Source organism: Kribbella sp. NPDC051770 (assembly GCF_040681455.1).
Classification (GTDB): domain Bacteria; phylum Actinomycetota; class Actinomycetes; order Propionibacteriales; family Kribbellaceae; genus Kribbella.
In genome coordinates, this window is record NZ_JBFAYT010000001.1 from 780,187 (window position 1) to 802,870 (window position 22,684).

A 22,684-nucleotide genomic window follows, 5' to 3' on the forward strand; every position below is an offset into this window, starting at 1 on the left:
GAACGCCATGGCACAACGACCCGCGCGGGTGGCCGACTCCGAAGGGACGGTCACCCGCGCCGGGGTGAAGCTGCACTACCGGGTGTACGGCGACCACGACGGCCCGGCGATCGTGCTGCTGCCGACCTGGTCGCTGGTGACGTCGCGGGTCTGGAAGGCGCAGGTGCCGTACCTGGCCCGGCACTTCCGGGTGATCACCTTCGACGGCCGCGGCGCGGGCTTGTCGGACCGGCCGGCCGGTGCGTCGGCGTACGGGGACGCGGAGTACGTCGCGGACACCATCGCCGTGCTGGACGCGACCGGTACGGCGTCCTGCGTGCTGGTCGGCTTCTCCCGCGGCGTCCCGTGGGCGCTGGAGGTCGCGCTGCGCGAGCCGTCGCGAGTGCTCGGCGTGGTCTGCGTCGGCGCGGCGACCCGGCTGACGCCGATGGTCGAGGACCGGACCCGCTGGACCTGGGACGAGCGGCACGACAGCACCGACGGCTGGGCGAAGTACAACCGGCACTACTGGCTCGAGGGCGGGTACGACGACTTCCTGGACTACTTCTTCGCGCAGATGTTCCCGGAACCGCACTCCAGCAAGCAGATCGAAGACGGGATCGGGTGGGCGCACGAGATCACACCCGAACTGCTCGTCGACACCGAGGCCGGGCGAGCCGTGCATCTCGATCCGGCGCGGTTCGCGGAGGTCCGGTGCCCGGTGCTGGTGATCCACGGCGCGGCCGACGCGATCCGCCCGCCGGCCGAGGGGGTGCGGCTCGCGGAGCTGACGGGTGGTTCGCTGGTGACGGTCGTCGGCGGCGGGCATGCGCCGCATGCGCGCGATCCGGTGCTGGTCAATCACCTGCTGAAGGAGTTCACCACGCAGTTCGCCCCACGGCCGGTACGCCGTACGTGGGAGCGCGCGGCGGTCCGGCCGCGGCGGGTGCTGTACCTGTCGTCGCCGATCGGGCTCGGGCATGCGCGGCGGGACCTGGCGATCGCGCGGTCGCTGCGCGGTCTTGTGCCTGGTGTGGAGATCGAGTGGCTGGCGCAGGATCCGGTGACGCGGGTGCTCGCGGACGCCGGGGAGACCGTGCATCCGGCGTCTTCCTGGCTGCTGAACGAGTCGGGGCACGTGGAGTTCGAGGCGGGTGAGCACGATCTGCACGCGTTCCGGGCGCTGCGCCGGATGGACGAGATCCTGGTTGCGAACTTCCTCACCTTCGCGGACGTCGTCGAGGACCGGCACTACGACCTGGTGGTCGGCGACGAGGCCTGGGAGGTGGACTACTTCCTGCACGAGAACCCGGAGCTGAAGCGCTTCTCCTACGCCTGGCTGACGGACTTCGTGGGGTGGTTGCCGATGGACGCTTCCGAGGAGGCGCTGACGGCGGACTACAACCTGGAGATGCTCACGCAGCGGGCGCGGTACCGGCGGCTGCGGGACCACTCGTTGTTCGTCGGCGATCCCGAGGACATCGTGCCCGATACTTTCGGGCCTTCGCTGCCGGCCATTCGCTCCTGGACCGAGGAGAACTTCACCTTCACCGGCTACATCACCGGCTTCACGCCTCGACCCCGACAGCTGACCGGTGCGCCTCGTTGCCTCGTCACTGTTGGGGGTTCCGGTGTCGGCTCTGCCTTGCTGCTGCGTGTGCTGGACGCGGTACCGGCCATTCGCCGGCTGGTCCCGGGGCTCACCTTCGACGTCGTGACCGGGCCGCGGATCGATCCGGCTGCGCTGCCGCGGCTCGACGGCGTACGGGTGCACGGTTACCTGCCCGACCTGCATCTGGAGCTGGGCAAGGCCGACGTCGTGATCACCCAGGGCGGTCTGACCACCTGCATGGAGCTGACCGCGCAGCGGGTGCCCTTCGTCTACATCCCGCTGCGCAACCACTTCGAGCAGAACTTCCACGTCGCGGCGCGGCTGGATCGGTACAACGCCGGCCATCGCCTCGACTACCTGGAGGCGGCCGACCCGAGCATGCTGGCCGAAGCGGTCGCGAAGGCGCTCGCCGATCCGGTCGACTATCTCCCGGTCGCCACCGACGGCGCCGACCGGGCCGCTCGTCTCCTCGCCGAGTTGCTCTAGCTCGTTGCCTTTCCGCGCAGGCGATCCAGCCCGACCACCAGGACGACCGTCACCACCAGCAGCACCAGCGACTCGGCCGCGGCGGTGAACGTCTGCCCGCGATCGGTCAGCGCGAAGACGCCGACCGGGACCGTCCGCCACGACGCCGGGTAGACCATGATCGTCGCCCCGACCTCACCCATCGACAGCGCGACCGACAGCCCGGCGGCCGACACGATCGCCGGGCGCAGCATCGGCAACCGGACCTGCCACAGCACCCGGGCCGCCGACGCGCCCAGCGACGCGGCGACATCGGCGTACACGGCGTCGGTCCGCTGCAACGCCGCCGTCACCGTGCCGTAGGTGAACGCGACCATCAGGACGAGGTGCGCGATCACGACGATCCACTTGGTGCCGTTGAGCAGCAGCGGCGGGCGGGAGAAGGCGACCAGCAGGCTCAGGCCGACGACCACTGACGGTACGGCGATCGGCAGGTGGTGCAGCGCATCGGTCAGCCGCGCGAGGCCGGGTGTCGCCGACCGGGCCGCGAGCGCACCCCACGTTCCGAACACGACGGCCAGCAGTCCGCCGAGGAAGGCCGTCTCCGGGCTCACGGCGATCGACGCGAGCTCGTCGCCGGACAGCGCTTCGCTCAGGTGGGTGGTTGTCGGGTCGGACGGCAGGACGCCGTTCCAGCTCCCGGCGAAAGCTGCGGCCGCGACCACGATGAACGGCGCCAGCACGAGGACGCCGAAGACGAGCAGGAAGACGGCCTGGACGAGCAGGCGCGGTCCTCTAGACCAGACGAGCACGACGACCTCCCAGCCCACCACGCAGTACGGCGTACAGGCCGATCGACAACGCGATTTGCACGATGGCGATCACGCAGGCGCCCGGGTAGTCGAACATGACGATCCCCTTGGTGTGCACGAGCAGCGGCAGCGTCGTCGTGTCGCGCGCGCCGAGGAAAAGCACGATGCCGAACTCGTTCAGGGTCAGCAGCAACGTGAGCCCGCCACCGGCCGCTAGCGCGGGACGGACCTCCGGGAGGATCACCTGGCGCAGGACGCGCCAGGGACCGCCGCCGAGACTCGCGGCGACGTCGAGCTGGACGCGAGGGACGCGGCTCATCGCGCCGAGCAGCGGGCGCATCACGAACGGCGTGTAGAAGGTGATCTCGGCGAGGATCACCGCCCAGGGGGTGGTGAGGAAGCTGCTCGCGCCGGTGAGCGAGCCGAGGACGCCGGCTGATCCGTAGAGGAAGGTGAAGGAGAGCGCGACGAGGAACGAGGGCAGCGCGAGCATCGCGTCGACCAGGCCGGAGACCAGGCGGGCGCCGGGGAACGGGACGAAGCTGACCACGACGGCGAGGAACGTCCCGACGACGAGACAGCCTGCCGTCGAGCAGACAGCGATCTGCACGGTCCGGATCAGGGCGTCGCGGAACTCGGCGGAGCCGATCACCTCGGCCCATGAACCGCGCGACTCGGCGGCGACGAGGATGAGCGGGTAGACGACGAGGACGGCGATCAGCAGCAACGGCGGGAGCAACCACGTACGACGTGCTGCTCTCACCGAGAATCCACCAAACTGCACGCCTCTCCCGGCAACCGCATCGAGATCGTTGCCCCGAGGGCCGGAAGTTCTTGGTCAGCCGGCACATCGACGTGCACCGGATGCCCACCGAGTCCATCAATCGTGCAGGTCAACCGGTAGGACGCCCCGCGCCACTGCGCTCCGACGAGCCGCGCCGGCAACCCACCCTCCTCCAGCCGGATCGCATGCGGGCGCACGCACAACAAACTCCCACCCACCGGCTTGATGCCGGGCACTCGGTGACCTCCGACGGTCACCTCGTCGTCTTTCACCTCGATCGGCAGCAGGTTCGCCCCGCCCAGGAACGACGCGGTGAACGCACTCGGCGGCGTCCGGTACAACTCCGCGGCCGGCGCGATGTCGACAAGTCGAGCATCCCGCATCACCGCGATCCGGTCCGCCAACGCCAGCGCCTCCGCCTGATCGTGCGTCACGTACACGATCGCCACGTCCGGCACCTCACGCCGCAGCTTCTGCAACTCGTCCAGCATCCCGGCCCGCAGCTGCGCATCGAGCGCCGCCAACGGCTCGTCGAGCAGCAGCACCGGCGGCCTGATCGCCAACGCCCGCGCGATCGCGACCCGCTGCTGCTGCCCACCCGAGAGCTCCCGCGGCAGCCGCTTCGCGTACGCCTCCATCCCGACCATCGCGAGCATCTCGCCCACCCGCTCGCTCACCTCACGCTTGGGCCTGCGCGCGGCTCGCAGTCCGAAGGCCACGTTGTCGAACACCCGCAGATGCGGGAACAACGCGTACTGCTGAACGACGACCCCGATCCCCCGCTTCGCCGGCGGGACGTCGGTCACGTCGACCCCACCGATCCGAACCCGCCCGCGGCTCGGCCGGACGAACCCCGCGACCGCCTTCAGCGCCGTCGACTTCCCCGACCCCGAAGGCCCGAGCAGCGCCACCGTCTCCCCAGCGGCAACCGTCAGGTCCAGCCCTTCCAGCGCGCACGTCCGGCCGAAGTGCACCGTGACGTCGTCGAGCTGGACAGTCATCCCTGCACGGCCTTCGTGTACGCCGCCACGTCCGCGTCCAGGTCGCCGAGCACCTTGCTCCAGTCCGGCTGCCAGATCTCGACGCCGTCGACGGCCTTCTCGACCGCCTGGTAGTTCGCGTCGGCCGGCTTCACGTCGGCCCGCGCCGGGATCCCGAACGCGTCCGCGGAAACCGTCTGCTGCGCCTCGGTCGAGAGCAGGTAGTCCATCAACTGCTTGCCCCCGTCAACGTTCGGAGCGCCCGCGCCGAGCCCCATCACGTACGGCAGCGAAACCGCCGTCCGCTTCCCGTCCTTCGCGGCCGGGAAGAACACGCTGAACGCGGACTTGTCGGTGGCGATCGAGGCCAGGTTCATCTGCACGTCGCCGTTCGCGACCCAGATCTCACCCTTGCTGGCCTTCGGCTGCAGCTTGCCGGTCGAGGCCGACGGGCCGACGTTGTTCGCCTCGAGCTTGCCGAGGTAGTCGAGCGCGCCCTGCTTGCCGAGCAGGTGCTGCAGCAGCAGGAGCACCGCCGTACCGTCTCCGGCCTGGCCCGGCGTCGAGTACTGCACCTTGCCCTTGAACCGCGGGTCGAGCAGGTCGTCGAAGGTCTTCGGGCTGCCGGCCTTCGGGTTGGCGACGAAGCTCAGGTAGTTCTCGACGACCGCCACGTAGTTGTCGGCCTTGACGCCGTTCACCTGGTCCGCACCCGGTACGGCGTACGGCTGCAGCAGGCCGTCGGCGGCCGCCTTCTGGATGAACGGCGGCAGCGTCACCAGCACGTCGGCCTGCGGGTTCGACTTCTCCTTCTGCATCCGGGAGACCACCTCGCCCGACCCGGCCTCGACGACCTGGACCTTGGTCCCGGTCTTCGCGGTGAACGCGGCGAACCGCGTCTGGTACCAGTCGGCCAGCCCGTCGGCGGTGTAGACGGTCACGGTCTTGGCGTCGCCGGTCGACGCGGCACCGGTCCCGCCGCAGGCGGCGAGCACGGTCAGCAGGGTGGCGGCGAGCAGAGTTCTGAGGACCTTCACTTCTCCAGCTTTCGGTTGCGGAGCAGCCCGGGCAGATCCCGGACCGACTCGATCACATGGGTGGCTCCCGCGGCTGCGAGCTGCGGCCGGTCGTGGGCGCCGGTGCGGACCCCGGCGACGACGCCGGCACCGGCGCGCGTCCCCGAGGTCATGTCGTACGCCGTGTCGCCGGCCACCGCGACGTTCGCGGTGGCGTCGGCGCGCAGGGTGAGCAGGGCTTTCAGGACCATGTCCGGGTACGGACGGCCGCGGCCGGCCTGGGCCGGGCACAGGGTCAGGTCGGCGAGCGTGCGCCAGCCGAGCGCGGCGAGGATCCGCTGCTGGGTCGTCTCGGCGAAGCCGGTGGTCAGGCAGACCTTGACACCGTCGTCCTGCAGCTCCCGGATCGCGTCCTCGGCACCGTCGATCGGGCGGCAGTGCCCGTCGTCGACGAGCTGCCCGTACGCCGTCTCGAACGCCTGGTTGGCCTGCTGCGCCTTGGCCTCGTCGTGCTCGAGCAGGTGCCGGAAGACGGTGATCTTGGACTCGCCCATGGTGGCGCGGACGTGCGCCAGCATCGCGTCGTACCGGTCGTCGCCGGGTTCGATGCCCTGGGCACCGATCGCCCGGGTGAAGGCCAGTTCGACCAGGCCGTCGTCGGCGACCGTCGTACCGGCCATGTCGAGAACCGCGAGCTGGATCATCGGCCGGCTCCCTGGAAGCTCGCCTCGGCGATCGCCGGGGCCATCGTCATACCGCGGCCGCCCGGGCCGGTGACCAGGTGGACGCCGTCGGCGACTGTTCGGCGTACGACGACCTCGCCCGGCGTGGTGGCCTGGGAGTACACGCCGGCCCAGCGCCGGGTGATCGGCGGGAGCGGGCGGTCGAGGATCCGCTCGACGGTCGCCTTGAGGTAGTCGTACGGATCCTCGTGGACGTCGAAGGTGAACGGCTCGGCGTACTCGTGGGTGTCGCCGATGGTCAGGCCGCCGCCGTTGCGCTGGACCATGAGCAGCTGCATCTTGTTGTCTGCGGCAACTTGCTGCTGCTTGGTCTGGTTGAGGGTGTCGAGGGCCGGGCCCTGGTACGCCGGGTAGTAGCGGAAGCTGTCGGCGTCGGCGACCGCGGTCGTCAGCTGCTCGTCGAGGGGCGCGGTCTGCATCATCTGCAGGCGGACTCGGCGGACGGGGAGGTCGTCGGTGAGCTCGCGGATCAGACCGCCGTGCCAGGCGCCGGTGCAGAGCCAGACCTCGTCGGCCACGTGGACTTCGCCGTCGTCGGTGCGCACCTGGCGATCGTTGACGTCCCGAACCTCGCGCCCTGCAAGGAACGAGTACCGGCCAGAACTCTCCAGCTCCCGCCGGAGCGCCTTCAGCACCTGCCGAGGCTCGACAACCCCGTCCTGTGGACACCAGAGCGCCCCGAGCATCTCGCCCTTCAGCGCGGGGTTCAGCTTGCGCGCCTCCTGAGCATCCAGCACCTCGAACGCCCGCGCGGTGTCCCGCTCGGCGGCCTCCTTCGCGACCGCCAGCTCGTCCTCCGTCCGGCACACCGTCAGCGACCCGGCCGCCCGGAAGTCCAGCCCTGCGACCTCGCGACTCCGCTCCTCCCACAGCACCCGGGCCCGCTGCGCCGTCTCCAGCTCAGCACCGTCGGCCCGGCCACTCACCCAGACGAGCCCGAAGTTCCGTACGGTCGCGCCGCGCGGCCCGGCCTCACGCTCGATCTGTACGACGTCGTCGCCGCGCCGTACCGCTTCCCAGGCGTGAAACGTGCCGAGCGCTCCACCGCCGACCACAACCACCCGCACAACTGCCTCCTCATCGTCCGACCAACGACAGATTGGTCCGGACCAATGAAAGAGGCTCAGCGATCACCTGACCCCGCGGTGAACCTCGGGCGAACGCTCAGGGCCGCAGCGTCGCGCGGAACGCCACCCGGTCCCCGCGGTAGAGCGACCGGACGACCTCGATCGGGCGTCCTTCGACGTCGCGGCTGTTGCGGTGCAGCAGGAACATCGGCATCGACTGCGTCGCCTGCAGCAGCTCCGCCTCCCGCGGCGAGGCGATCACCGTCTCGACCACTTCCTCACCCTCACCGAAGCGCACGCCGAGCTCGTCGGTCAGGCAGCGGTAGAGCGAGCCCGTCGGCCGTAGTACGGACTGCAGGTCTGGAAACCGCTCCACGGCCAGGTAAGTGGTCTCCAAACCGATCGGTTGCCGGTCGGCGAGCAGCACCCGCTCGAGGCGGTGCACCGGCTCGCCACTGTGGATGCCGAGCCCGTGGGCGAGTTCCGCGTCTGCGGCGATCTCCTCGAAGGTGACCACCTCGCGCGCCGGCTCGTACCCCTGCGCACGTAGTGCCTCGGTGTAGCTGACCAGCGCCAGCGGCTGCACCAGCTTCGGCGTCGCGACGAACGTCCCCTGCCCCTGCCGCGCCCGCAGCCGCCCGTCCGCAACCAGCTCCCGGATCGCCTGCCGCATCGTCCACCGCGACACCCCGAACTCGGCCGCCAGCTTCCGCTCCGGCGGCAGCGCCGCCCCCTCCCCCAGCCGCTCCAGCAACTCGACCAACCGGGTCTTCACGGCGAAATGCAGCGGCACATCCACGCGGCCGACTCTAGACGGTCGAAGATGAACCGGAGATGAACTTTTTTCACGTCATGGACTTAGACCAATGAAAAGTGGAAGTCGATACCGATTGTCATATGTAGCGCTAAATTTTCAGGGTTCGTCACAGCTCGACCTCAACGGTTTACGACGTGAAGGAAGTCGGCGTGAATAGATGACGCACCCCCGTCGACCCGCCCACGCCGGACCACCTCGGGTGCAGGTGATCCCAGGAGAACCACCGTGACTCCCCACCCCCGCCCGGCCGCCCGCTCCGGCGAGATCGAAGCCAACCTCGCCCACCTCCGGCCGGCCCCCCGGTCCCCCCGGACCCCCTGACCGATCCGGGGTACGACGATGGGGGCATCAGTCGTCCCCCGGATCCCGGAGCCGCGACCCCCTTGGACGGCGGGGTCGCGGCTCCTTTCTCGTTGCGGCGCCGTGGGCCGGGTGATCACCCAGGAAAAGGTAGAGCCCCGGGCGGCGACCCGGGGCTCGGTGCGGATGGATGGGCGGCGCAATCAGCTGCCGGACTTGCGCCGGAACTGGCGCTTCTGCTTGTCGTTGTGCGCCTCGCCGACCCCCTCGTGCCGCGGCCCACTCCCCGGGTGCGACTCGTGGTGCGCGTTCTTCTTCGCGAGCGCCGCACGGAACTTCTCCTGCAGATCGTCCTTCGCCGGCTTGCTGGACTTGTCGCTCATACCGTCTCCTTCAAACCGTCAGGGCATACACCTCTACCTAACCAAGTGTGACCACCCCCACGCCACCCAATTTCACCGGGTCACACCTTCCGCACTCCGGACACGAGCTCCAGCCCCGTCCACGACTCCCACCCTCGCCGCAGAGCTCGCAGGCAGCATTGCTCGACTCGGCAGGACGTACGCGATCCCGATGGCGAGATGACGCCGTGCGCGCCGCTTTCGTTCGCATCCCCCCGTACGCCGTGCTGAAGTCGAGGTGACAGATGATTGACTCAGGCAACGATCGGGGGAACTCCGTGAAGGATCTGGCCGCAACGGTCGAGTCGGTGGAACAGCTGGCGCTGGTCTGGCGGGAGGTCGCGCTGGACCGCACTCCGCGGGCCGACGTCCGCGATCTCCCCGGGATCGCGGTCCGCTGGGCGGGCTCGGGGTTCGTGTTCTGGAACGTCGTCACGCTCACCGAGCCGCGGCTCGGCGAGGAGTTGCTGAAACAGCGGCTGCACGAGGCCGCGGACGTCCTGCGGGCTGGGAAGGGGCCGGGGCTGCTGTGGCTGTTCACCGACCTGCTCGACGAGCGGGCTCTCGCCGCGCTGGACAGCACCGCGGAGGAGGCCGGGCTGCAGTTCGCCTTCGGCGGCACGGGGATGGCCGGGGATCTGCTCCCGCTGCCCGAGCCGACCCACCCCGACCTGACCTTCGTCCGGGTCAGCACTGAGGACCACCTCCGCGCGTACGCCGATCTCAACGCCGACGCGTACGACATGCCCCGAGAGGTGGTCCGCGAGGGACTGACGGGGTCGAAACTGTTCACCGAGAAGATCCACGCCTACCTCGCGCTGCGCAGTGGCGAGCCGGTCGCCTGTGCCGGCGCCATCGAGGCCGACGGCCGGTTGTTCCTCATCCTGGTCGCCACGCGTCCCGGCCACCAGCGTCACGGGTACGGCGAAGCCGTCAGCCGCAAGGCGCTGTACGAAGGCGCCCAGGCCACCGGGTTGCGCCGCGCCACCCTCCACGCCACCGAAGCGGGCGCCCCGGTCTACACCCGCATCGGTTTCGAACCCATCTCCCCGATCCGCTTCTACGGCCTCGCCGACTGACAGCCCGCGCCTCACTCCCCTGCCGACTGCCGCGCGACCTCTGGCGTTCGGCCGGTCCACGCGTGGAACGCCCGGTAGAAGGACGTCGTGTCGTCGTAGCCGAGCAAGTACGCGATCTCGGCCGCGGTCATCGTCGACGTGGTGAGGTAGTGGCGCGCCAGCGACTCGCGGGTGTCGCGCAGAACGGTCTGGAACCCGGTCGACTCCTCGTGCAAGCGCCGCTGCAGCGTGCGGACGCTGATCGCCAGCTCCCCCGCGACCGCGGCCGCCGTACCGGATCCAGCAGGCAGCAGCTTCAGCAGCGCCGTACGAACCAGCTCCGCGGTCGACGTGCCCTGGTCGAGGTCGGCCAGCCGCCGGCGGAGTTCGGGCTCGAAGTAGTCCCACATGCGCTCGTTCGCGGTGAGGAACGGGCGCTCGGCATCGGCAGCGGAGAACGTCAACGACCACCGCGGCTCACAAGCGATCGGCACACCGACGTACTGCGTGTACTGATCGGCAACAGCACCAGAAACAGCAACCGGCGCCGTCAGACCAACCGGCCGTACGTCGTACCGCGTCGCGATCCGCGCCAGCGCCACCCAGAACAGCAGCTCCACCAGCCCCAGCTCATCCGGCGGCTGCTCGCTCTCCGGCCACACCAGCTCGATCGTCGGCCCGCTGATCACCATCCGCATCGGCCCCACCAACCGCTTGTACCGCGCCAGCCGCTCGGCCGCGACCAGCAGCGAAGGGCTGCAGAACGCCGCGAACAGCGGCGGGTCGAACACCTCCGCCGACAGCTTCCGCGCGATCGTGATCGGCAGCACCGGATCGTCGAGCTCCTCCGCGAGCGCCCGCCAGAACGCGTGGTACTCCGCCGGCGTCAGCTCGAGCGTGCCATCAGCCAGCAGCCGCTCGGGCAGTCGCGCCCTCTGCAGCACCGTCGGCACCGACACCTCCAGATCGGCGAGCAGCGCCCGCGCCGGCGGGCCGAGCGCGTAGTGGTCGGTGCTCACATCTGACTCATCAGCACGCGGTCGTAGATCCGGTCGCCGAACCACTTCCGAACGAACAGCAGCGGCCGCGCGTACTGCCCCGCGACGTACCGGGTCTTCGGCCGCGGCGCCCCGATCGCCTTGACGATCACCTCGGCGAGCTTCGCGACCGGCGTACCGCCGCCGCTGTAGTTGCGCGCGGTCGACGCCGCGACCTTGCCCGCCAGCTCGGCGTACGGGCCGTGCTCCGACCGCTCGAACGCCGGCCCTCTGAGCACCGCCCCGAAGTCGGTCGCGACGATCCCCGGCTCGATCACCACCACGTCGATCCCGAACGGCTTCAGCTCGATCCGCAGACAGTCCGACCAGCCCTCCACCGCGTGCTTGGACGCGTGGTACCAGGCGCCGAGCGGCGTGTAGACCTTCCCACCCATCGACGACAGGTTCACGATCCGACCGGTACGCCGAGCGCGCATCCCCGGCAGCACCAGCTGAGTCAGCCGCGCCATCGCGAACAGGTTCACCTCGAACTGGTACCGCGCCTCGTCGATCGTGACGTCCTCGACCGCGCCGTACAGTCCGAACCCCGCGTTGTTCACCAGCACGTCGACCCCACCGTCGATCGAGTCGACCAGCTTCACCAGCTCGTCGTCCCGCGTCACGTCCACCGCGACGACCGTCGCCCCGAGCTCCTCCAACTCCCGCATCTGCTCAACCCGCCGCGCCACGGCGACCACGGCGTACCCGTCCTTCAACAACTGCAGCGCGGTCGCCTTGCCCATCCCGGACGAAGCCCCGGTCACCAGCACGGTCGTCATCAGTTCCTCCTCGGCAACGGCCACCCTGACCGCCACCCACGACGCTAGTGCCGCCGATCCCGCCAGAGCATTAACCGATCCCGCCAAGGTACTTCCCGATCACGCCAAGCGGTCAGCGGCGGTTCTTGCGTTCGCGGCGGGTGCGTTCGAACTCGGCGTTCGTCAGCCACGGACCGTGGGCATCGAGGGCGGCGCAACCGCCGGTGATGAACGCGCCGACCACGGCCCGATACCCGTCCATGCCGTCGACCAGGCTGTACTCGACCTGGTACTTCGGCTCGCCGGCGCCTTTCGACACCGTGGTGATCCGCGCGACCGAGTCCGCGTAGAAGTGGAGCTGAAGCCCTTCCCCCGCCGCCTCGTCCTCGATCGTGAAGACCTCGTTGTCCCCGGCCGAACGAGCCTCGACGAACTCCCAGAACGCCTCCGCGGCCGTCCGGGAACCGCCCGATCGCCACGTCTCCTCGGCGTCCTTGTCGTCGGTGAAGATCAGCTTCGTACTCCGAGCAGCGCCGCCTTCCTCGTACGGCGTACTCCTGGCCCGCCCCGCCGCCTCCGAGCAGATCAGGAACTTCACGCTCGCCACCGCGTCGTCAGCAAGCTCGGGACGCGAACCACGGACCGCCGTCTCGACCGCCGCCCCCATCCGCTCCCAGTCCCGCTTGTCCGTGCCGCGACTCCCCCGGCGCGGATCACGCCCGATCCGCAGCCCAGAAGCAGCTCGCTCCCCAGCAGCGATCACGTCCAGAACCTCAGGCAGCAACGCCCGATCAACCGCCTCCGGACGCCGCTGCGGAACCGTCGCGCCGTGCAGGTACTGCCCGGTGTACTTCAGAATCGCGGTGTCGAGCGGCGCCAGCACCACACCCCGCTGCGCGCGCCAACGGTTCGCCTGGTGCTCCTGCGCCCGAGCCCAGTCGGCCGTCTCACCCGCCGAGCCCGTCGCAGCCCACACCTCGCCACGCTCGAGCAGCGCGACGTCCGCACCATGGGCGACGAGCCGGCTCCGGTCCCACCTGATGCGGCGAAACAGCGCGTCGACATCGCCAGGCGCGGAGAACAGGATCGGATCCAGCAGCGCGACAGCAGCATCCTCATCCAACGCACCCCGAGTCCCAGCCGCGTCGCACAGCGGCAGAATCGCACTCCACAGCAGCAGATGCCGCCGCAGATCCTCCCGAATCACCGCGACCTGCGCCTCCTCGACCGGAAACGTGAACGTGCGCGGGTCATGGTTCGCATCGGCCCCAGCACCAAGCTCGATCCGCAGCACGCCCTCGTCCCGTACGACGCGCGGAAACCACCCGTTCTCGCGGCCGAACACGACCTCCGTCATGCCCACCGTTCGAACTCGGCGTCGAGCCGCGCGTCCCGGCGTACCCAGATCTCCCCGTCGGCAGCCCCCGCCGGAGCCTCGACCTGCTCGAGCCCGAGAAACTCGATCAGCACGAGCAGCGCGGCGCGCTCGGCCCGGTCGTCCTCAGCGCCGTGCGAGTCGAAGAAGACGTACCACTGATCGCTCGGATCGACGATCCCCGAGTCACCCCACATCCGCCCGACCTCCTCGAGCGCGGCGGCCTCGGTCGTCAGCGTCGCGGCCCGAGTCGCTCCGCGATCCTCCGGCGACGCGTCCAGGTCCGCGAGGTCCGCGAGCCACTGCCCGTACCGGTCGAGCCCGGCGTACCCGTTCTCGAAGAACAGCATCGCGCTCGGCGTGTAGCGGTTGGGCCGGTCGACCTTCAGGTACGAGACCTCGGCCCCCGTACTCCGAACAATCACGCCTCGATCCGGCATCAGCACCAACCGCTGCCCGGCCGGCTCGTCGTCGATCGTGCAGGTGCGACCGTCCTGGCTCCGGTAGAACACGGAGAACGCCTCGTACGCCTCCTGCGGATCGGCGGCGACGACCCGCTCGCCGGTGCCGTCCCCGGCAGCGAAGACGAACTCTTTCGGACCTGGGCGGTAAGGGCGGGCCATCGGTGTCCTTCACTCGATTCCGTCGGACGATCGAAACGACCCTATCTCCGCACAGGGCTCAGATAACCGGTCGCCAACGCCACAAGCCCGTCCTACCGTCGACTGATGGCACTCCACCTGGAAGCAGTGGTGTTCGACGTCGCCGACGCCGCAGCAACAGCGGCCTTCTGGGCCGGACTCCTCGACCGGGAGGTCCGCCCAGAGCCAAGCGGCGCGCTGGTCCCAGGCAACGAGACACAGGTCGGCCTTCGCTTCGTCACCTCGGACACCGTGCAGATTGACCCGCGCCAGTTACACCTGCACCTGACCAGCACCAGCCTCGACGACCAGCAGCGCACCGTCGCGACAGCGCTGCGCCTCGGCGGTCGCCACCTCGACGTCGGCCAGGCACCCGACGACGCTTTCGTCGTACTGGCCGACCCCGGCGACAACCCCCTGTGCGTGATCGAGCCTGGCAACAACTACCTGGCCAACACCGGCTACCTCGGCGAGGTCACCTGCAACGGAACCCGCGACGTCGGCCTGTTCTGGCACCACGCACTCGGCTGGCCGCTCGTCCTGAACGAGAACGAACAGACCGCGGTCCAGTCGCCGTACGGCGGAACCAAGATCTCCTGGGACTCCTGGGACGAACCCAGAACCACCAGAAACCGCCAACGCTTCGACCTGACCGCCACAGACCCCACCAGCGAGGCAGACCGCCTGCTCGCACTCGGCGCGACCCGCCTAGCCGACCACGTACTGGCCGACCCCGACGGCAACGAGTTCGGCCTCCGCAGAGCTGTCAGACGTTGAAGCGGAACTCCACCACGTCGCCATCGGCCATGATGTAGTCCTTGCCCTCCATGCGGACCTTGCCCGCCGACTTCGCGGCGGCCATCGAGCCGGCCTCGACCAGGTCGTCGAAGGAGACGATCTCGGCCTTGATGAAGCCGCGCTGGAAGTCGGTGTGGATGACGCCGGCGGCCTCGGGCGCGGTGGCGCCCTTCTTGATCGTCCAGGCCCGGGACTCCTTCGGGCCCGCGGTCAGGTAGGTCTGCAGGCCGAGGGTCTCGAAGCCGACGCGGGCCAGCACGTCCAGGCCGGGCTCTTCGACGCCCATCTCGGACAGCATCTCGCGGGCCTCGTCCTCGTCGCCGAGCTCGACCAGCTCGGCCTCGAACTTGGCGTCCAGGAAGATCGCCTCGGCCGGCGCGACCAGCTCGCGCATCCGCGTCTTGAGGTCCTCGTCGGCGAGCTCGTCGGCGTCGCAGTTGAAGACGAACAGGTACGGCTTGGCGGTCATCAGCATCAGTTCGCGGATCGCGTCGCGGTCGACGTTCGTCGCGATGATCGGCGTCCCGGCCTCGAGGTGCTTCTGCGCCTCGCGGACGGCCTCCAGTACGGCGACGCTCTCCTTCTTCAGCCGGGACTCCTTCTCCAGCCGCGGGATCGCCTTCTCGACGGTCTGCAGGTCGGCCAGGATCAGCTCGGTCTGGATGGTGGAGATGTCGTCGGCCGGCGAGACCTTGCCGTCGACGTGGGTGACGTCCTCGTCGACGAACACCCGGGTCACCTGGCAGATCGCGTCGGACTCGCGGATGTGGCTGAGGAACTTGTTCCCCAGGCCCTCACCCTCCGACGCACCGCGGACGATGCCGGCGATGTCGACGAACTGCACGGTCGCGGGCAGCTGCTTGGCCGACGAGAAGATCTCGGCCAGCTTGCCCAGCCGCGCGTCCGGCACCCCCACCACGCCGACGTTGGGCTCGATCGTCGCGAACGGGTAGTTCGCCGCGAGCACGTTGTTCTTGGTCAGCGCGTTGAAGAGCGTGGACTTGCCCGCGTTGGGGAGCCCGACGATTCCGATGGTGAGTGCCACGGGCGCCAAGACTACGCGCCCGCCCGGCCGGACCCCAATCCACAGCCGGTACGCCGGGTGCTTCAGATCACGTACGCCGCCAGCTCCGCGTCGTACCAGCGCCTGGTCAGCCCGAGCGGCCGCATCCCGAGCCGCTCGCAGACGGCGCGCGACGCGTGGTTGTCCGGCCGTACGACGGCGTGGATCTCCGCGAGCCCGGCCGCGAACCCGTGCCCGATCGCGCCCCGCGCCGACTCCGTCGCCAGCCCGCGCCCCCAGGAGTCGGGGTGGAAGTGCCATCCCACCTCGACCTCTCCCTCGGACTCGCCGTCCGACGGCGCCGGCAACGGCACCAGCAGCACGGTCCCCGCCACCACCCCCGACGACTTCTCCTGCACCGCCCACACGCCGTACACGGGATCGGTGTTCCGTCCGTTCCACCGCTCGATCGTCCGCGTCGCGGCGTCGCGGTCCTCCATCGCGCGCGGCGTCGCGCCGAGCCAGCGCGAGACCTCCCACCGGCGGTAGATGTCGAACACCCGGTCACCGTCGGCGGCCGTCCAGTCACGGACGACGAGCCGTTCGGTCTCGAAGATCACCTTCGCGTCCATCGCGTCCTCCCCTCCCGACGAGATCTACACCACCGTTGCCTGACAAGGAAGCGACCGAGATCTCCTTGCAACACGGCCTTGCCAACCAGTCCGCGCGGTGCCGCGTCTACCTGACGAAAGCTCCTGAGGGGGAGCGACTGGGGACCATCCGCCTGATCTGCAAGGGAGCATCATGTCCCGAAAGCTTGCTGCCGTCATCGGCACCGCCGCGGCCGCCGCACTCGTTCTCGGCGGGTTGTTCGCCGTCGCGCTGGGACGTTCTGCTCAACCGACGCCGACCGCTGCCGCCGGCGGCAGTACGACGGGATCGGTGCCACCGCCGACCCCGACCAGCACGCCGCCCACCACACCGCCGACGACCCCGAACACCAACGCGGGAAAGCCGGTCGCGGACCCGACGGCCTCGTTGGTCACCGGCAACAAGAAGGTCATCTTCTTCAGCTTCGACGACGGCCCGGACCCGGTCTGGACCCCGCGGGTCCTGCAGGTGCTGAAGAAGCACGGCGCGCACGCGACGTTCTTCCAGCTCGGCCGCAACCAGGCCCAGTACCCCGCGCTGCGCGACCAGATCCTTGCCGACGGCAACACCATCGGCAGCCACTCGATCAACCACCCGCAGCTGACCAAGCTGTCCGCAGCCGAGCGGCACCACGAGATCTTCGACGGTCCGCAGTCGAAGTGCTTCCGGCCGCCGTACGGCGCGTCGAACCCGAAGGTGCGCGCCGACATCAAGGCCGCCGGGATGGCGCAGGTGCTCTGGGACGTCGACCCGCGGGACTGGGCCAAGCCGGGGGTGAACGCGATCGCGCACAACATCATGACCCACGCGCACCGCCGCAACATCGTGCTGATGCACGACGGCGGCGGCGACCGCGCGCAGACCGTCGCGGCGCTCGACAAGGTGCTCGGCCAGCTCAAGGCCCAGGGCTACAGCTTCCCCGCGATGGACTGCTGATCCCCCACTTCGCACCGCTGACCGGAAACTGTCGGAGGCCTGTGTCACGCTCTGTGGCATGACCGGTACGACGCTGTTGTTGGTGCTGCTGTTCCTGATCATCGGGTTGTTGCTCGGGGCAGGTTTCGGCGTGCTCTGGTCGCGCGGTCGCGACGGCGCCGAGCTGGCCCGGATCACCGCCGAGCGGGACGCGGCCGAGGACCGGGTGGTCGAGCTGGTCCAGGAGCGCCAGTCGGTCGGGCAGCAGATGTCCGGCCAGGCGGTCGTGAAGGAGGCGCTGGACCGGCTGCACACCGAGCTCAGCCAGCTGGAGAAGGGCCGCGCGGCCTGGCAGTCCCAGCTGCACCAGCAGGTGAACGAGGTCCGGATGAGCGGCGAGGCGCTCCGGCGCGAGACGGCGTCGCTGTCGACCGCGCTGCGCAAGCCGCAGGTCCGTGGCCGCTGGGGCGAGCTGCATCTTCGGCGTACGGTCGAGCTGGCCGGCATGGTCGCGCACTGCGACTTCACCGAGCAGACCTCGACCGTCACCGACGACGGGCTGCTCCGGCCCGACCTGGTGGTGAGACTTGCCGAGGGCAAGAATCTCGTCGTCGACTCGAAGGTGCCGCTGGCCGCGTTCCTGGAGGCGGCCGAGAGCGACGACGCCGACTTCCGCGAGGACCGGCTCCGCGCGCACGCGCGACACCTGCGGACCCACGTGGACCAGCTGTCGGCCAAGTCGTACTGGGCGCGTCTGCCCTCGACACCGGAGTTCGTGATCCTGTTCGTGCCCGGCGAGTCGTTCCTGTCCGCCGCGCTCGACATCGAGCCCGGCCTGCTCGAGTACGCCGCCGAGCGCCGGGTGATCCTGGCGACGCCGACCACGCTGATCGCGACGCTGCGGGCGGCGGCGTACGCGTGGAACCAGTCGGCGCTGACCGAGTCGGCCCAGCAGGTGTTCGAGCTCGGCCGCGAGCTGTACGAGCGGCTGAGCACGATGGGCGACCACCTCGGCCGCGTCGGCCGCTCGCTGACATCGGCCGTCGACGCCTACAACCGGACCGTCGGCTCGTTCGAGAGCCGCGTCTTCACCACCGCCCGCAAGCTCCGCGACCTGCACGTCACCGAGGCCGAGCTCGAAGCGATGGAGACCATCGAGGCGTCGGTGCGCCCGCTGGCGGCGCCGGAGCTGCTGGCCCTGGACGAGCCTGACGACCCGACTCGCCGCTGGGTCCCGACGCCGCCGGTCGACCGCACGCGTCGCGACACCCCACCGCCGCTCCCGGGCTTCGACTCGCAGACCGGCTGATTGCTCCACGGACAGTGATCGCGAGCCAGCACTCCGTGGCGAATTAACGAAAGCTGTCTTCGGTTCACCATTGACATCGTTGGAACGCTGTCCAACGATGAGAGCGCTCTCACCCGTGCGGCGGCCTACCGTCCCTCGTCGCAACGGGCTCTCCACCTTCTCTCGCACTGGGACAGACCTGAGGAGGAGTTGTGCGCATCAAACCGAAACTGCTCGCCGTACTGGCAGCCGCCGCGACCGTCGCGGCCGGGCTCACCGCCGTCGTCTCGGCCCCCGCCCAGGCGGTGCCGCCGACCGTGCCGCTGAAGATCACCAACAACTCGGGCCGCGGCGACGCGGTCTACATCTACAACCTGGGCACCAACCTCGCGACCGGCCAGCAGGGCTGGGCCGACGCGAACGGCACCTTCCACGCCTGGCCGGCCGGCGGCAACCCGCCGACACCGGCTCCGGACGCCTCCATCCCAGGGCCCGCGAACGGCCAGTCGATCACCATCCAGATGCCGAAGTTCTCCGGCCGGGTCTACTTCTCGTACGGCCAGAAGCTGATCTTCAAGCTGACCACCGGCGGCCTGGTCCAGCCCGCCGTGCAGAACCCGAGCGACCCGAACGCGAACATCCTGTTCAACTGGACCGAGTACACGCTGAACGACTCCGGGGTGTGGATCAACAGCACCCAGGTCGACATGTTCTCCGCGCCGTACGCCGTCGGCGTGCAGTCGGCCGCCGGCACGAAGACCACCGGGCACCTGAAGCCCGGCGGGTACAACGCGTTCTTCAACGCACTGCGCAGTCAGTCCGGCGGCTGGTCGAACCTGGTGAAGACCGCGCCGAACGGGTCCGTACTGCGGGCGCTCGCGCCGTCGTACGGGGTCGAGACGGGTGCACTGCCCGGCTCGGTGATGGACGACTACGTGAACCGGGTCTGGTCGAAGTACAGCAGTCAGACGCTCACCGTGACGCCGTTCACCGACCAGCCGAACATCAAGTACTTCGGCCGGGTGTCGGGCAACACGATGAACTTCACCAACACCTCCGGCCAGGTGGTGACGTCGTTCCAGAAGCCGAACTCGGCCAGCATCTTCGGCTGCGCCGGCCTGCTCGACGCCCCGAACGACCTGGTCCGCGGTCCGATCTCCCGCACACTGTGCGCCGGCTTCAACCGGTCGACGCTGCTGATCAACCCGAACCAGCCGGACGCGAACAACGCCAACTTCTACAAGGACGGCGTCACCAACCACTACTCCCGTCTCGTCCACGCCCAGATGGCCGACGGCAAGGCGTACGGTTTCGCGTTCGACGACGTCGGCGCTCATGAGTCGCTGGTGCACGACGGGAACCCGACGCAGACGAGCATCACGCTGGATCCGTTCAACTGATCGGCGTTCTGTCGACCGATCTCTGCCCCCTCGACTGACCTCCGCCCGTTCGGCTGACCGGCGCTCCGTTCAGCCGACGGGCGAGGTCGCCGAGCACCCCGGGTCCTTCCGCTGCTGCCGCGGTGGGACCCGGGGTCTTCTCCGCTCTTGACTGTGTTCTTGGTTAGTGGCAACTTACCGTTCGTGGGGACTTACGGAACACTCGAAGCCGCGGCGCCGATCCTGGACGCGCTCGGCGACCCCACCCGCCGCGTCATCCTGGAGACCCTCCGGCAAGGCGGCCCGAGCTCGGTCGGCTCCCTGGCCGACCGGGTGCCGGTCAGCCGCCCGGCGATCTCGCAGCACCTGAAAGTCCTCAGCCGCGTCGGCCTGGTCGCCCACGAGCCCCGCGGGACCAGCAACATCTACCGCGTCGACCCAGCCGGGCTGGCCGCCGTACGGGGTTGGCTGGACCAGTTCTGGACCGAGGCCCTGGACGCGTTCGCGGACCACGTACGGCGTACGGAGGGGAAGTCATGAGCATCGAGCAGGACCTGGCACCGCTGGTGAAAACGGTCGTTGTCGCCACGACACCGGACCGCGCGTTCACCCTCTTCACCGCCGACCTCGGCAAATGGTGGCCGCTGGCCACCCACTCCGTCCGAGGCGAGGCCGCGACCGACGTACGCCTCGAGGGCGCAGTCGGCGGCCAGATCATCGAGTACGACGCCACCGGCCCGGTGGGGTCCTGGGGCACCGTCTCCGACTGGGACCCACCCCACACCGTCGCCTTCACCTGGCACCCCGGCACCGACCCGAAGCAGGCCGGCCACGTCACCGTCCACTTCCGCGCACTCGGCGACGAAACCGAGGTCGAACTGACCCACACCGGCTGGGAACGCCGCCCCGACGGCGCCGAGGCCCGAACCAGCTACGACACCGGCTGGACCTTCGTCCTCGGCCACTTCGCACGGTTCCAGTAGTCCGGCCCGCACCCTTCATGTGAGCCGGTTCGCGCAATGACCGGAGGACACTTCAGGCAATTTCGCGACGGACTCAACCTTCTGCCCCGGCTCGGACATCACACTGCTGACATGGTCGGCGCTGGGCCGGCAACCGAGCTGGGGGCAGGGGACAACGGGATGGATCCAGGGCTTGACGAGGAGTTCGCCGAGTTCGTGAACGGGCGGTTCACCGCGCTGCAGCGGTTCGGTTACCTGCTCACCGGTGAGTGGCACCTCGCCGAGGATCTCGTGCAGACCTCGCTGACCAAGGTGTGGTTCCACCGCAAGTCGCTGCGCAGCGGCAACGCCCTGGAGAGCTACACCCGGACCGTGATGGTGAACACCAGTACCCAGTGGTGGCGCCGCAAGTGGAAGGGCGAGACCCCGACCGAGACGCTGCCCGAACCGGCGGCGCCGTCGGAGTTCGGCACCGTCGACGAACGCGACCGCCTGCTCCGCGCCCTCGCCACGCTCCCCCGCCGAACCCGGGCCGCCCTCGCGCTCCGCTTCTTCGAGGACCTGCCCGACGCCGAGGTCGCCAAGATCATGGGCTGCTCGGTCGGCACCGTGAAGAGCACCGTCTCCCGCGGCCTCGCCAAGCTCCGCGAGCACCACCTGCTCGCCGAGTCCGATCCCCTGACACCCGCCCCCCGCCCGACTGGAGGGCTGACCTATGACCGATGAACTGAAGGCCAAGTTCCAGGCCCTCGTCGAAGACACCCCCGAACCCACCGGCCTCCCGAGCGACGCCGTCTTCGCCCGCATCAAGACCGCCCGCCGCCGCCGTACGACGGGCCTGGTCGCCGGCCTGGCCACCGCCGCCGTCGCGACCATCGCGCTCGCCGCGGGCAACCTGACGGGCATCGACTCGGCCCCGCCGGTCACCGAGACCCCGAACCGGCCGACCCCGACCGCGAGCGTCCCATCGTCGACCCCGACGAGCACACCGACAGCCCCGAAACCGCCGATCGCCGTCTCCGTCCAAACCCTCAAGCCCGGCGGTCAGGAAACCGACAACACCGAGGAGCCCGAGAAGGCCAACACCCCACCGCCGAGTAAGCCGTCGTCCCCGAAGACCCAAGAACCCGAGGCGCCGCTCCCGGTCAAACTCAATCTGACGCTGTCGGACCTCACGGTCAACGGATTGAAGGCCTCGCTGGCGTCGGAGTGGACCGGCTCGCTGCTCGTCCCGGTCTTCGAGTACACCGGTAGAAGCAACATGAGCAACGGCGGCATCACTGCGAACGCGTACTACTACGACTACGACTTCGGTGACGAGTACAACGATCCGAACGAGGGCCCGACCGGAACCGTCGGCTCCGGCCTGACCTGCGACGGTGCCTACCAGCGGTACGCGGGTTCGTGGTCGGGCCGCACCGTGACACACACCTACCGCAAGGCGGGGACCTACACCTTCACCTACCGGATCGGCTACTGCACAGACACCGGTCTGCGTGAGATCGAAAAGACCATGAAGATCAAGGTCACCGGCCCCACCACCTCCCCGTCCCCGTGATCTGACGCGCGCCTCGCAGGGCCACGACTGACACAAGGCGGTCGTGGCCCGGTCGCTGTGAACACCCGCCCGAGCGAATAACGCGCGCGCTGTCTGGTTCGAGCTGGATGCCCCAGTCCGGAGCTTGGACCATCGAGGAGTCAGCGTGCTCGCAGGTACCGAGGCACGCGTGCTCGCAGGTGGCGGGGGCCGGTTGTCGGCCCGCGTGGGTGAGGGCATGGGCGGGCAGGTCGGGGGCCGCTCGCCAGATTCCACCCGGCCGGAGCGGCTCAGCAACCGGTGGAT

24 protein-coding genes are annotated in these 22,684 nt (G+C 69.5%); 10 read left to right on the plus strand and 14 right to left on the minus strand.

Annotated elements, in window-relative coordinates; genetic code table 11:
• Window positions 1-7 precede the first annotated feature (7 nt).
• A complete protein-coding gene (locus AB0M01_RS03645) occupies window positions 8-2,077 on the plus strand; it encodes an alpha/beta fold hydrolase (RefSeq protein ID WP_363665300.1) in 2,070 nt (689 codons plus the stop codon).
• On the opposite strand, the gene AB0M01_RS03650 is transcribed toward AB0M01_RS03645, so the two are convergent.
• The 8 genes from AB0M01_RS03650 to AB0M01_RS03685 all read right to left on the minus strand — a co-directional run bounded on the left by AB0M01_RS03650 (window position 2,074) and on the right by AB0M01_RS03685 (window position 8,958).
• Window positions 2,074-2,889 carry an ABC transporter permease subunit gene (locus tag AB0M01_RS03650; protein ID WP_363665301.1) on the minus strand — a complete coding sequence of 272 codons (816 nt, stop codon included), beginning with the start codon at window positions 2,887-2,889 and terminating at the stop codon, window positions 2,074-2,076. The two genes, AB0M01_RS03645 and AB0M01_RS03650, sit on opposite strands and share 4 nt — an antisense overlap.
• Window positions 2,852-3,631 (minus strand): 2-aminoethylphosphonate ABC transporter permease subunit, encoded by a 780-nt coding sequence (locus AB0M01_RS03655; RefSeq protein WP_363665302.1) that lies wholly within the window; start codon window positions 3,629-3,631, stop codon window positions 2,852-2,854. Before AB0M01_RS03655 ends, AB0M01_RS03650 begins: the two co-directional genes overlap by 38 nt.
• Window positions 3,628-4,653 (minus strand): ABC transporter ATP-binding protein, encoded by a 1,026-nt coding sequence (locus AB0M01_RS03660; RefSeq protein WP_363665303.1) that lies wholly within the window; start codon window positions 4,651-4,653, stop codon window positions 3,628-3,630. Before AB0M01_RS03660 ends, AB0M01_RS03655 begins: the two co-directional genes overlap by 4 nt.
• Window positions 4,650-5,669: a 2-aminoethylphosphonate ABC transporter substrate-binding protein gene (locus AB0M01_RS03665; protein ID WP_363665304.1), complete on the minus strand. Its 1,020-nt coding sequence runs from the start codon at window positions 5,667-5,669 to the stop codon at window positions 4,650-4,652. The genes AB0M01_RS03660 and AB0M01_RS03665 overlap by 4 nt, the downstream gene beginning before the upstream one ends.
• On the minus strand, window positions 5,666-6,352 hold the full coding sequence (locus AB0M01_RS03670) for a phosphonatase-like hydrolase (protein WP_363665305.1): 687 nt from the start codon (window positions 6,350-6,352) through the stop codon (window positions 5,666-5,668). Before AB0M01_RS03670 ends, AB0M01_RS03665 begins: the two co-directional genes overlap by 4 nt.
• Window positions 6,349-7,458 (minus strand): TIGR03364 family FAD-dependent oxidoreductase, encoded by a 1,110-nt coding sequence (locus AB0M01_RS03675; protein WP_363665306.1) that lies wholly within the window; start codon window positions 7,456-7,458, stop codon window positions 6,349-6,351. The genes AB0M01_RS03670 and AB0M01_RS03675 overlap by 4 nt, the downstream gene beginning before the upstream one ends.
• 97 nt (window positions 7,459-7,555) lie before the next feature.
• A complete protein-coding gene (locus AB0M01_RS03680) occupies window positions 7,556-8,257 on the minus strand; it encodes a GntR family transcriptional regulator (protein ID WP_363665307.1) in 702 nt (233 codons plus the stop codon).
• 521 nt (window positions 8,258-8,778) lie between these two features.
• Window positions 8,779-8,958 carry a DUF5302 domain-containing protein gene (locus AB0M01_RS03685; RefSeq protein ID WP_363665308.1) on the minus strand — a complete coding sequence of 60 codons (180 nt, stop codon included), beginning with the start codon at window positions 8,956-8,958 and terminating at the stop codon, window positions 8,779-8,781.
• Between the two features lie 263 nt (window positions 8,959-9,221).
• Between AB0M01_RS03685 and AB0M01_RS03690 the strand changes: the two genes are divergently transcribed.
• Window positions 9,222-10,055, plus strand: a complete 834-nt coding sequence (locus AB0M01_RS03690; protein ID WP_363665309.1) for a GNAT family N-acetyltransferase — start codon at window positions 9,222-9,224, stop codon at window positions 10,053-10,055.
• A gap of 11 nt (window positions 10,056-10,066) precedes the next feature.
• Here the strand turns inward: AB0M01_RS03690 and AB0M01_RS03695 are convergent, their stop codons facing one another.
• From AB0M01_RS03695 to AB0M01_RS03710, 4 genes are all read right to left on the minus strand, one after another.
• Window positions 10,067-11,053, minus strand: a complete 987-nt coding sequence (locus tag AB0M01_RS03695; RefSeq protein WP_363665310.1) for an AraC family transcriptional regulator ligand-binding domain-containing protein — start codon at window positions 11,051-11,053, stop codon at window positions 10,067-10,069.
• Window positions 11,050-11,850, minus strand: a complete 801-nt coding sequence (locus tag AB0M01_RS03700; RefSeq protein ID WP_363665311.1) for an oxidoreductase — start codon at window positions 11,848-11,850, stop codon at window positions 11,050-11,052. The genes AB0M01_RS03695 and AB0M01_RS03700 overlap by 4 nt, the downstream gene beginning before the upstream one ends.
• 112 nt (window positions 11,851-11,962) lie before the next feature.
• Window positions 11,963-13,186 carry a DUF6357 family protein gene (locus tag AB0M01_RS03705; protein ID WP_363665312.1) on the minus strand — a complete coding sequence of 408 codons (1,224 nt, stop codon included), beginning with the start codon at window positions 13,184-13,186 and terminating at the stop codon, window positions 11,963-11,965.
• Window positions 13,183-13,827, minus strand: coding sequence for a hypothetical protein (locus AB0M01_RS03710; RefSeq protein WP_363665313.1), 645 nt, complete (start codon window positions 13,825-13,827; stop codon window positions 13,183-13,185). The genes AB0M01_RS03705 and AB0M01_RS03710 overlap by 4 nt, the downstream gene beginning before the upstream one ends.
• A 105-nt stretch (window positions 13,828-13,932) precedes the next feature.
• Here AB0M01_RS03710 and AB0M01_RS03715 point away from each other — a divergent pair, with 105 nt between their 5' ends.
• Entirely contained in the window at window positions 13,933-14,622 is a 690-nt protein-coding gene (locus AB0M01_RS03715) for a VOC family protein (protein ID WP_363665314.1), read from the plus strand.
• Here AB0M01_RS03715 and ychF read toward each other — a convergent pair.
• Window positions 14,612-15,688, minus strand: coding sequence for a redox-regulated ATPase YchF (ychF, locus tag AB0M01_RS03720; protein ID WP_363665315.1), 1,077 nt, complete (start codon window positions 15,686-15,688; stop codon window positions 14,612-14,614). The genes AB0M01_RS03715 and ychF overlap by 11 nt on opposite strands.
• 62 nt (window positions 15,689-15,750) lie before the next feature.
• Entirely contained in the window at window positions 15,751-16,278 is a 528-nt protein-coding gene (locus AB0M01_RS03725; RefSeq protein WP_363665316.1) for a GNAT family N-acetyltransferase, read from the minus strand.
• 172 nt (window positions 16,279-16,450) lie between these two features.
• On the opposite strand from AB0M01_RS03725, the gene AB0M01_RS03730 reads away from it, so the two are divergent.
• The 7 genes from AB0M01_RS03730 (at window position 16,451) to AB0M01_RS03760 (ending at window position 22,399) form a co-directional block, all read left to right on the plus strand.
• Window positions 16,451-17,233: a polysaccharide deacetylase family protein gene (locus AB0M01_RS03730; RefSeq protein WP_363665317.1), complete on the plus strand. Its 783-nt coding sequence runs from the start codon at window positions 16,451-16,453 to the stop codon at window positions 17,231-17,233.
• A gap of 58 nt (window positions 17,234-17,291) precedes the next feature.
• Window positions 17,292-18,521, plus strand: coding sequence for a DNA recombination protein RmuC (locus tag AB0M01_RS03735; RefSeq protein WP_363665318.1), 1,230 nt, complete (start codon window positions 17,292-17,294; stop codon window positions 18,519-18,521).
• A gap of 191 nt (window positions 18,522-18,712) precedes the next feature.
• Window positions 18,713-19,900 (plus strand): glycoside hydrolase family 64 protein, encoded by a 1,188-nt coding sequence (locus AB0M01_RS03740; RefSeq protein ID WP_363665319.1) that lies wholly within the window; start codon window positions 18,713-18,715, stop codon window positions 19,898-19,900.
• A gap of 183 nt (window positions 19,901-20,083) precedes the next feature.
• Window positions 20,084-20,419: a metalloregulator ArsR/SmtB family transcription factor gene (locus AB0M01_RS03745; protein ID WP_363665320.1), complete on the plus strand. Its 336-nt coding sequence runs from the start codon at window positions 20,084-20,086 to the stop codon at window positions 20,417-20,419.
• Entirely contained in the window at window positions 20,416-20,862 is a 447-nt protein-coding gene (locus tag AB0M01_RS03750) for an SRPBCC domain-containing protein (protein ID WP_363665321.1), read from the plus strand. Before AB0M01_RS03745 ends, AB0M01_RS03750 begins: the two co-directional genes overlap by 4 nt.
• 159 nt (window positions 20,863-21,021) lie before the next feature.
• Window positions 21,022-21,567, plus strand: coding sequence for a SigE family RNA polymerase sigma factor (locus tag AB0M01_RS03755; RefSeq protein WP_363665322.1), 546 nt, complete (start codon window positions 21,022-21,024; stop codon window positions 21,565-21,567).
• Window positions 21,557-22,399 (plus strand): hypothetical protein, encoded by an 843-nt coding sequence (locus tag AB0M01_RS03760; protein WP_363665323.1) that lies wholly within the window; start codon window positions 21,557-21,559, stop codon window positions 22,397-22,399. Before AB0M01_RS03755 ends, AB0M01_RS03760 begins: the two co-directional genes overlap by 11 nt.
• The last annotated feature ends 285 nt before the right edge of the window (window positions 22,400-22,684 follow it).

Excerpts from the sequence above, each read along its gene's own strand:
- AB0M01_RS03710 (WP_363665313.1), bottom strand. The coding sequence starts at position 13,827 with ATGGCCCGCCCTTACCGCCCAGGTCCGAAAGAGTTCGTCTTCGCTGCC.
- AB0M01_RS03755 (WP_363665322.1), top strand. The coding sequence starts at position 21,022 with ATGGATCCAGGGCTTGACGAGGAGTTCGCCGAGTTCGTGAACGGGCGG.
- AB0M01_RS03670 (WP_363665305.1), bottom strand. The coding sequence starts at position 6,352 with ATGATCCAGCTCGCGGTTCTCGACATGGCCGGTACGACGGTCGCCGAC.
- AB0M01_RS03685 (WP_363665308.1), bottom strand. The coding sequence starts at position 8,958 with ATGAGCGACAAGTCCAGCAAGCCGGCGAAGGACGATCTGCAGGAGAAG.
- AB0M01_RS03725 (WP_363665316.1), bottom strand. The coding sequence starts at position 16,278 with ATGGACGCGAAGGTGATCTTCGAGACCGAACGGCTCGTCGTCCGTGAC.
- AB0M01_RS03645 (WP_363665300.1), top strand. The coding sequence starts at position 8 with ATGGCACAACGACCCGCGCGGGTGGCCGACTCCGAAGGGACGGTCACC.
- AB0M01_RS03715 (WP_363665314.1), top strand. The coding sequence starts at position 13,933 with ATGGCACTCCACCTGGAAGCAGTGGTGTTCGACGTCGCCGACGCCGCA.
- AB0M01_RS03705 (WP_363665312.1), bottom strand. The coding sequence starts at position 13,186 with ATGACGGAGGTCGTGTTCGGCCGCGAGAACGGGTGGTTTCCGCGCGTC.
- AB0M01_RS03750 (WP_363665321.1), top strand. The coding sequence starts at position 20,416 with ATGAGCATCGAGCAGGACCTGGCACCGCTGGTGAAAACGGTCGTTGTC.
- AB0M01_RS03730 (WP_363665317.1), top strand. The coding sequence starts at position 16,451 with ATGTCCCGAAAGCTTGCTGCCGTCATCGGCACCGCCGCGGCCGCCGCA.
- AB0M01_RS03660 (WP_363665303.1), bottom strand. The coding sequence starts at position 4,653 with ATGACTGTCCAGCTCGACGACGTCACGGTGCACTTCGGCCGGACGTGC.
- AB0M01_RS03700 (WP_363665311.1), bottom strand. The coding sequence starts at position 11,850 with ATGACGACCGTGCTGGTGACCGGGGCTTCGTCCGGGATGGGCAAGGCG.
- AB0M01_RS03690 (WP_363665309.1), top strand. The coding sequence starts at position 9,222 with ATGATTGACTCAGGCAACGATCGGGGGAACTCCGTGAAGGATCTGGCC.
- AB0M01_RS03760 (WP_363665323.1), top strand. The coding sequence starts at position 21,557 with ATGACCGATGAACTGAAGGCCAAGTTCCAGGCCCTCGTCGAAGACACC.
- AB0M01_RS03735 (WP_363665318.1), top strand. The coding sequence starts at position 17,292 with ATGACCGGTACGACGCTGTTGTTGGTGCTGCTGTTCCTGATCATCGGG.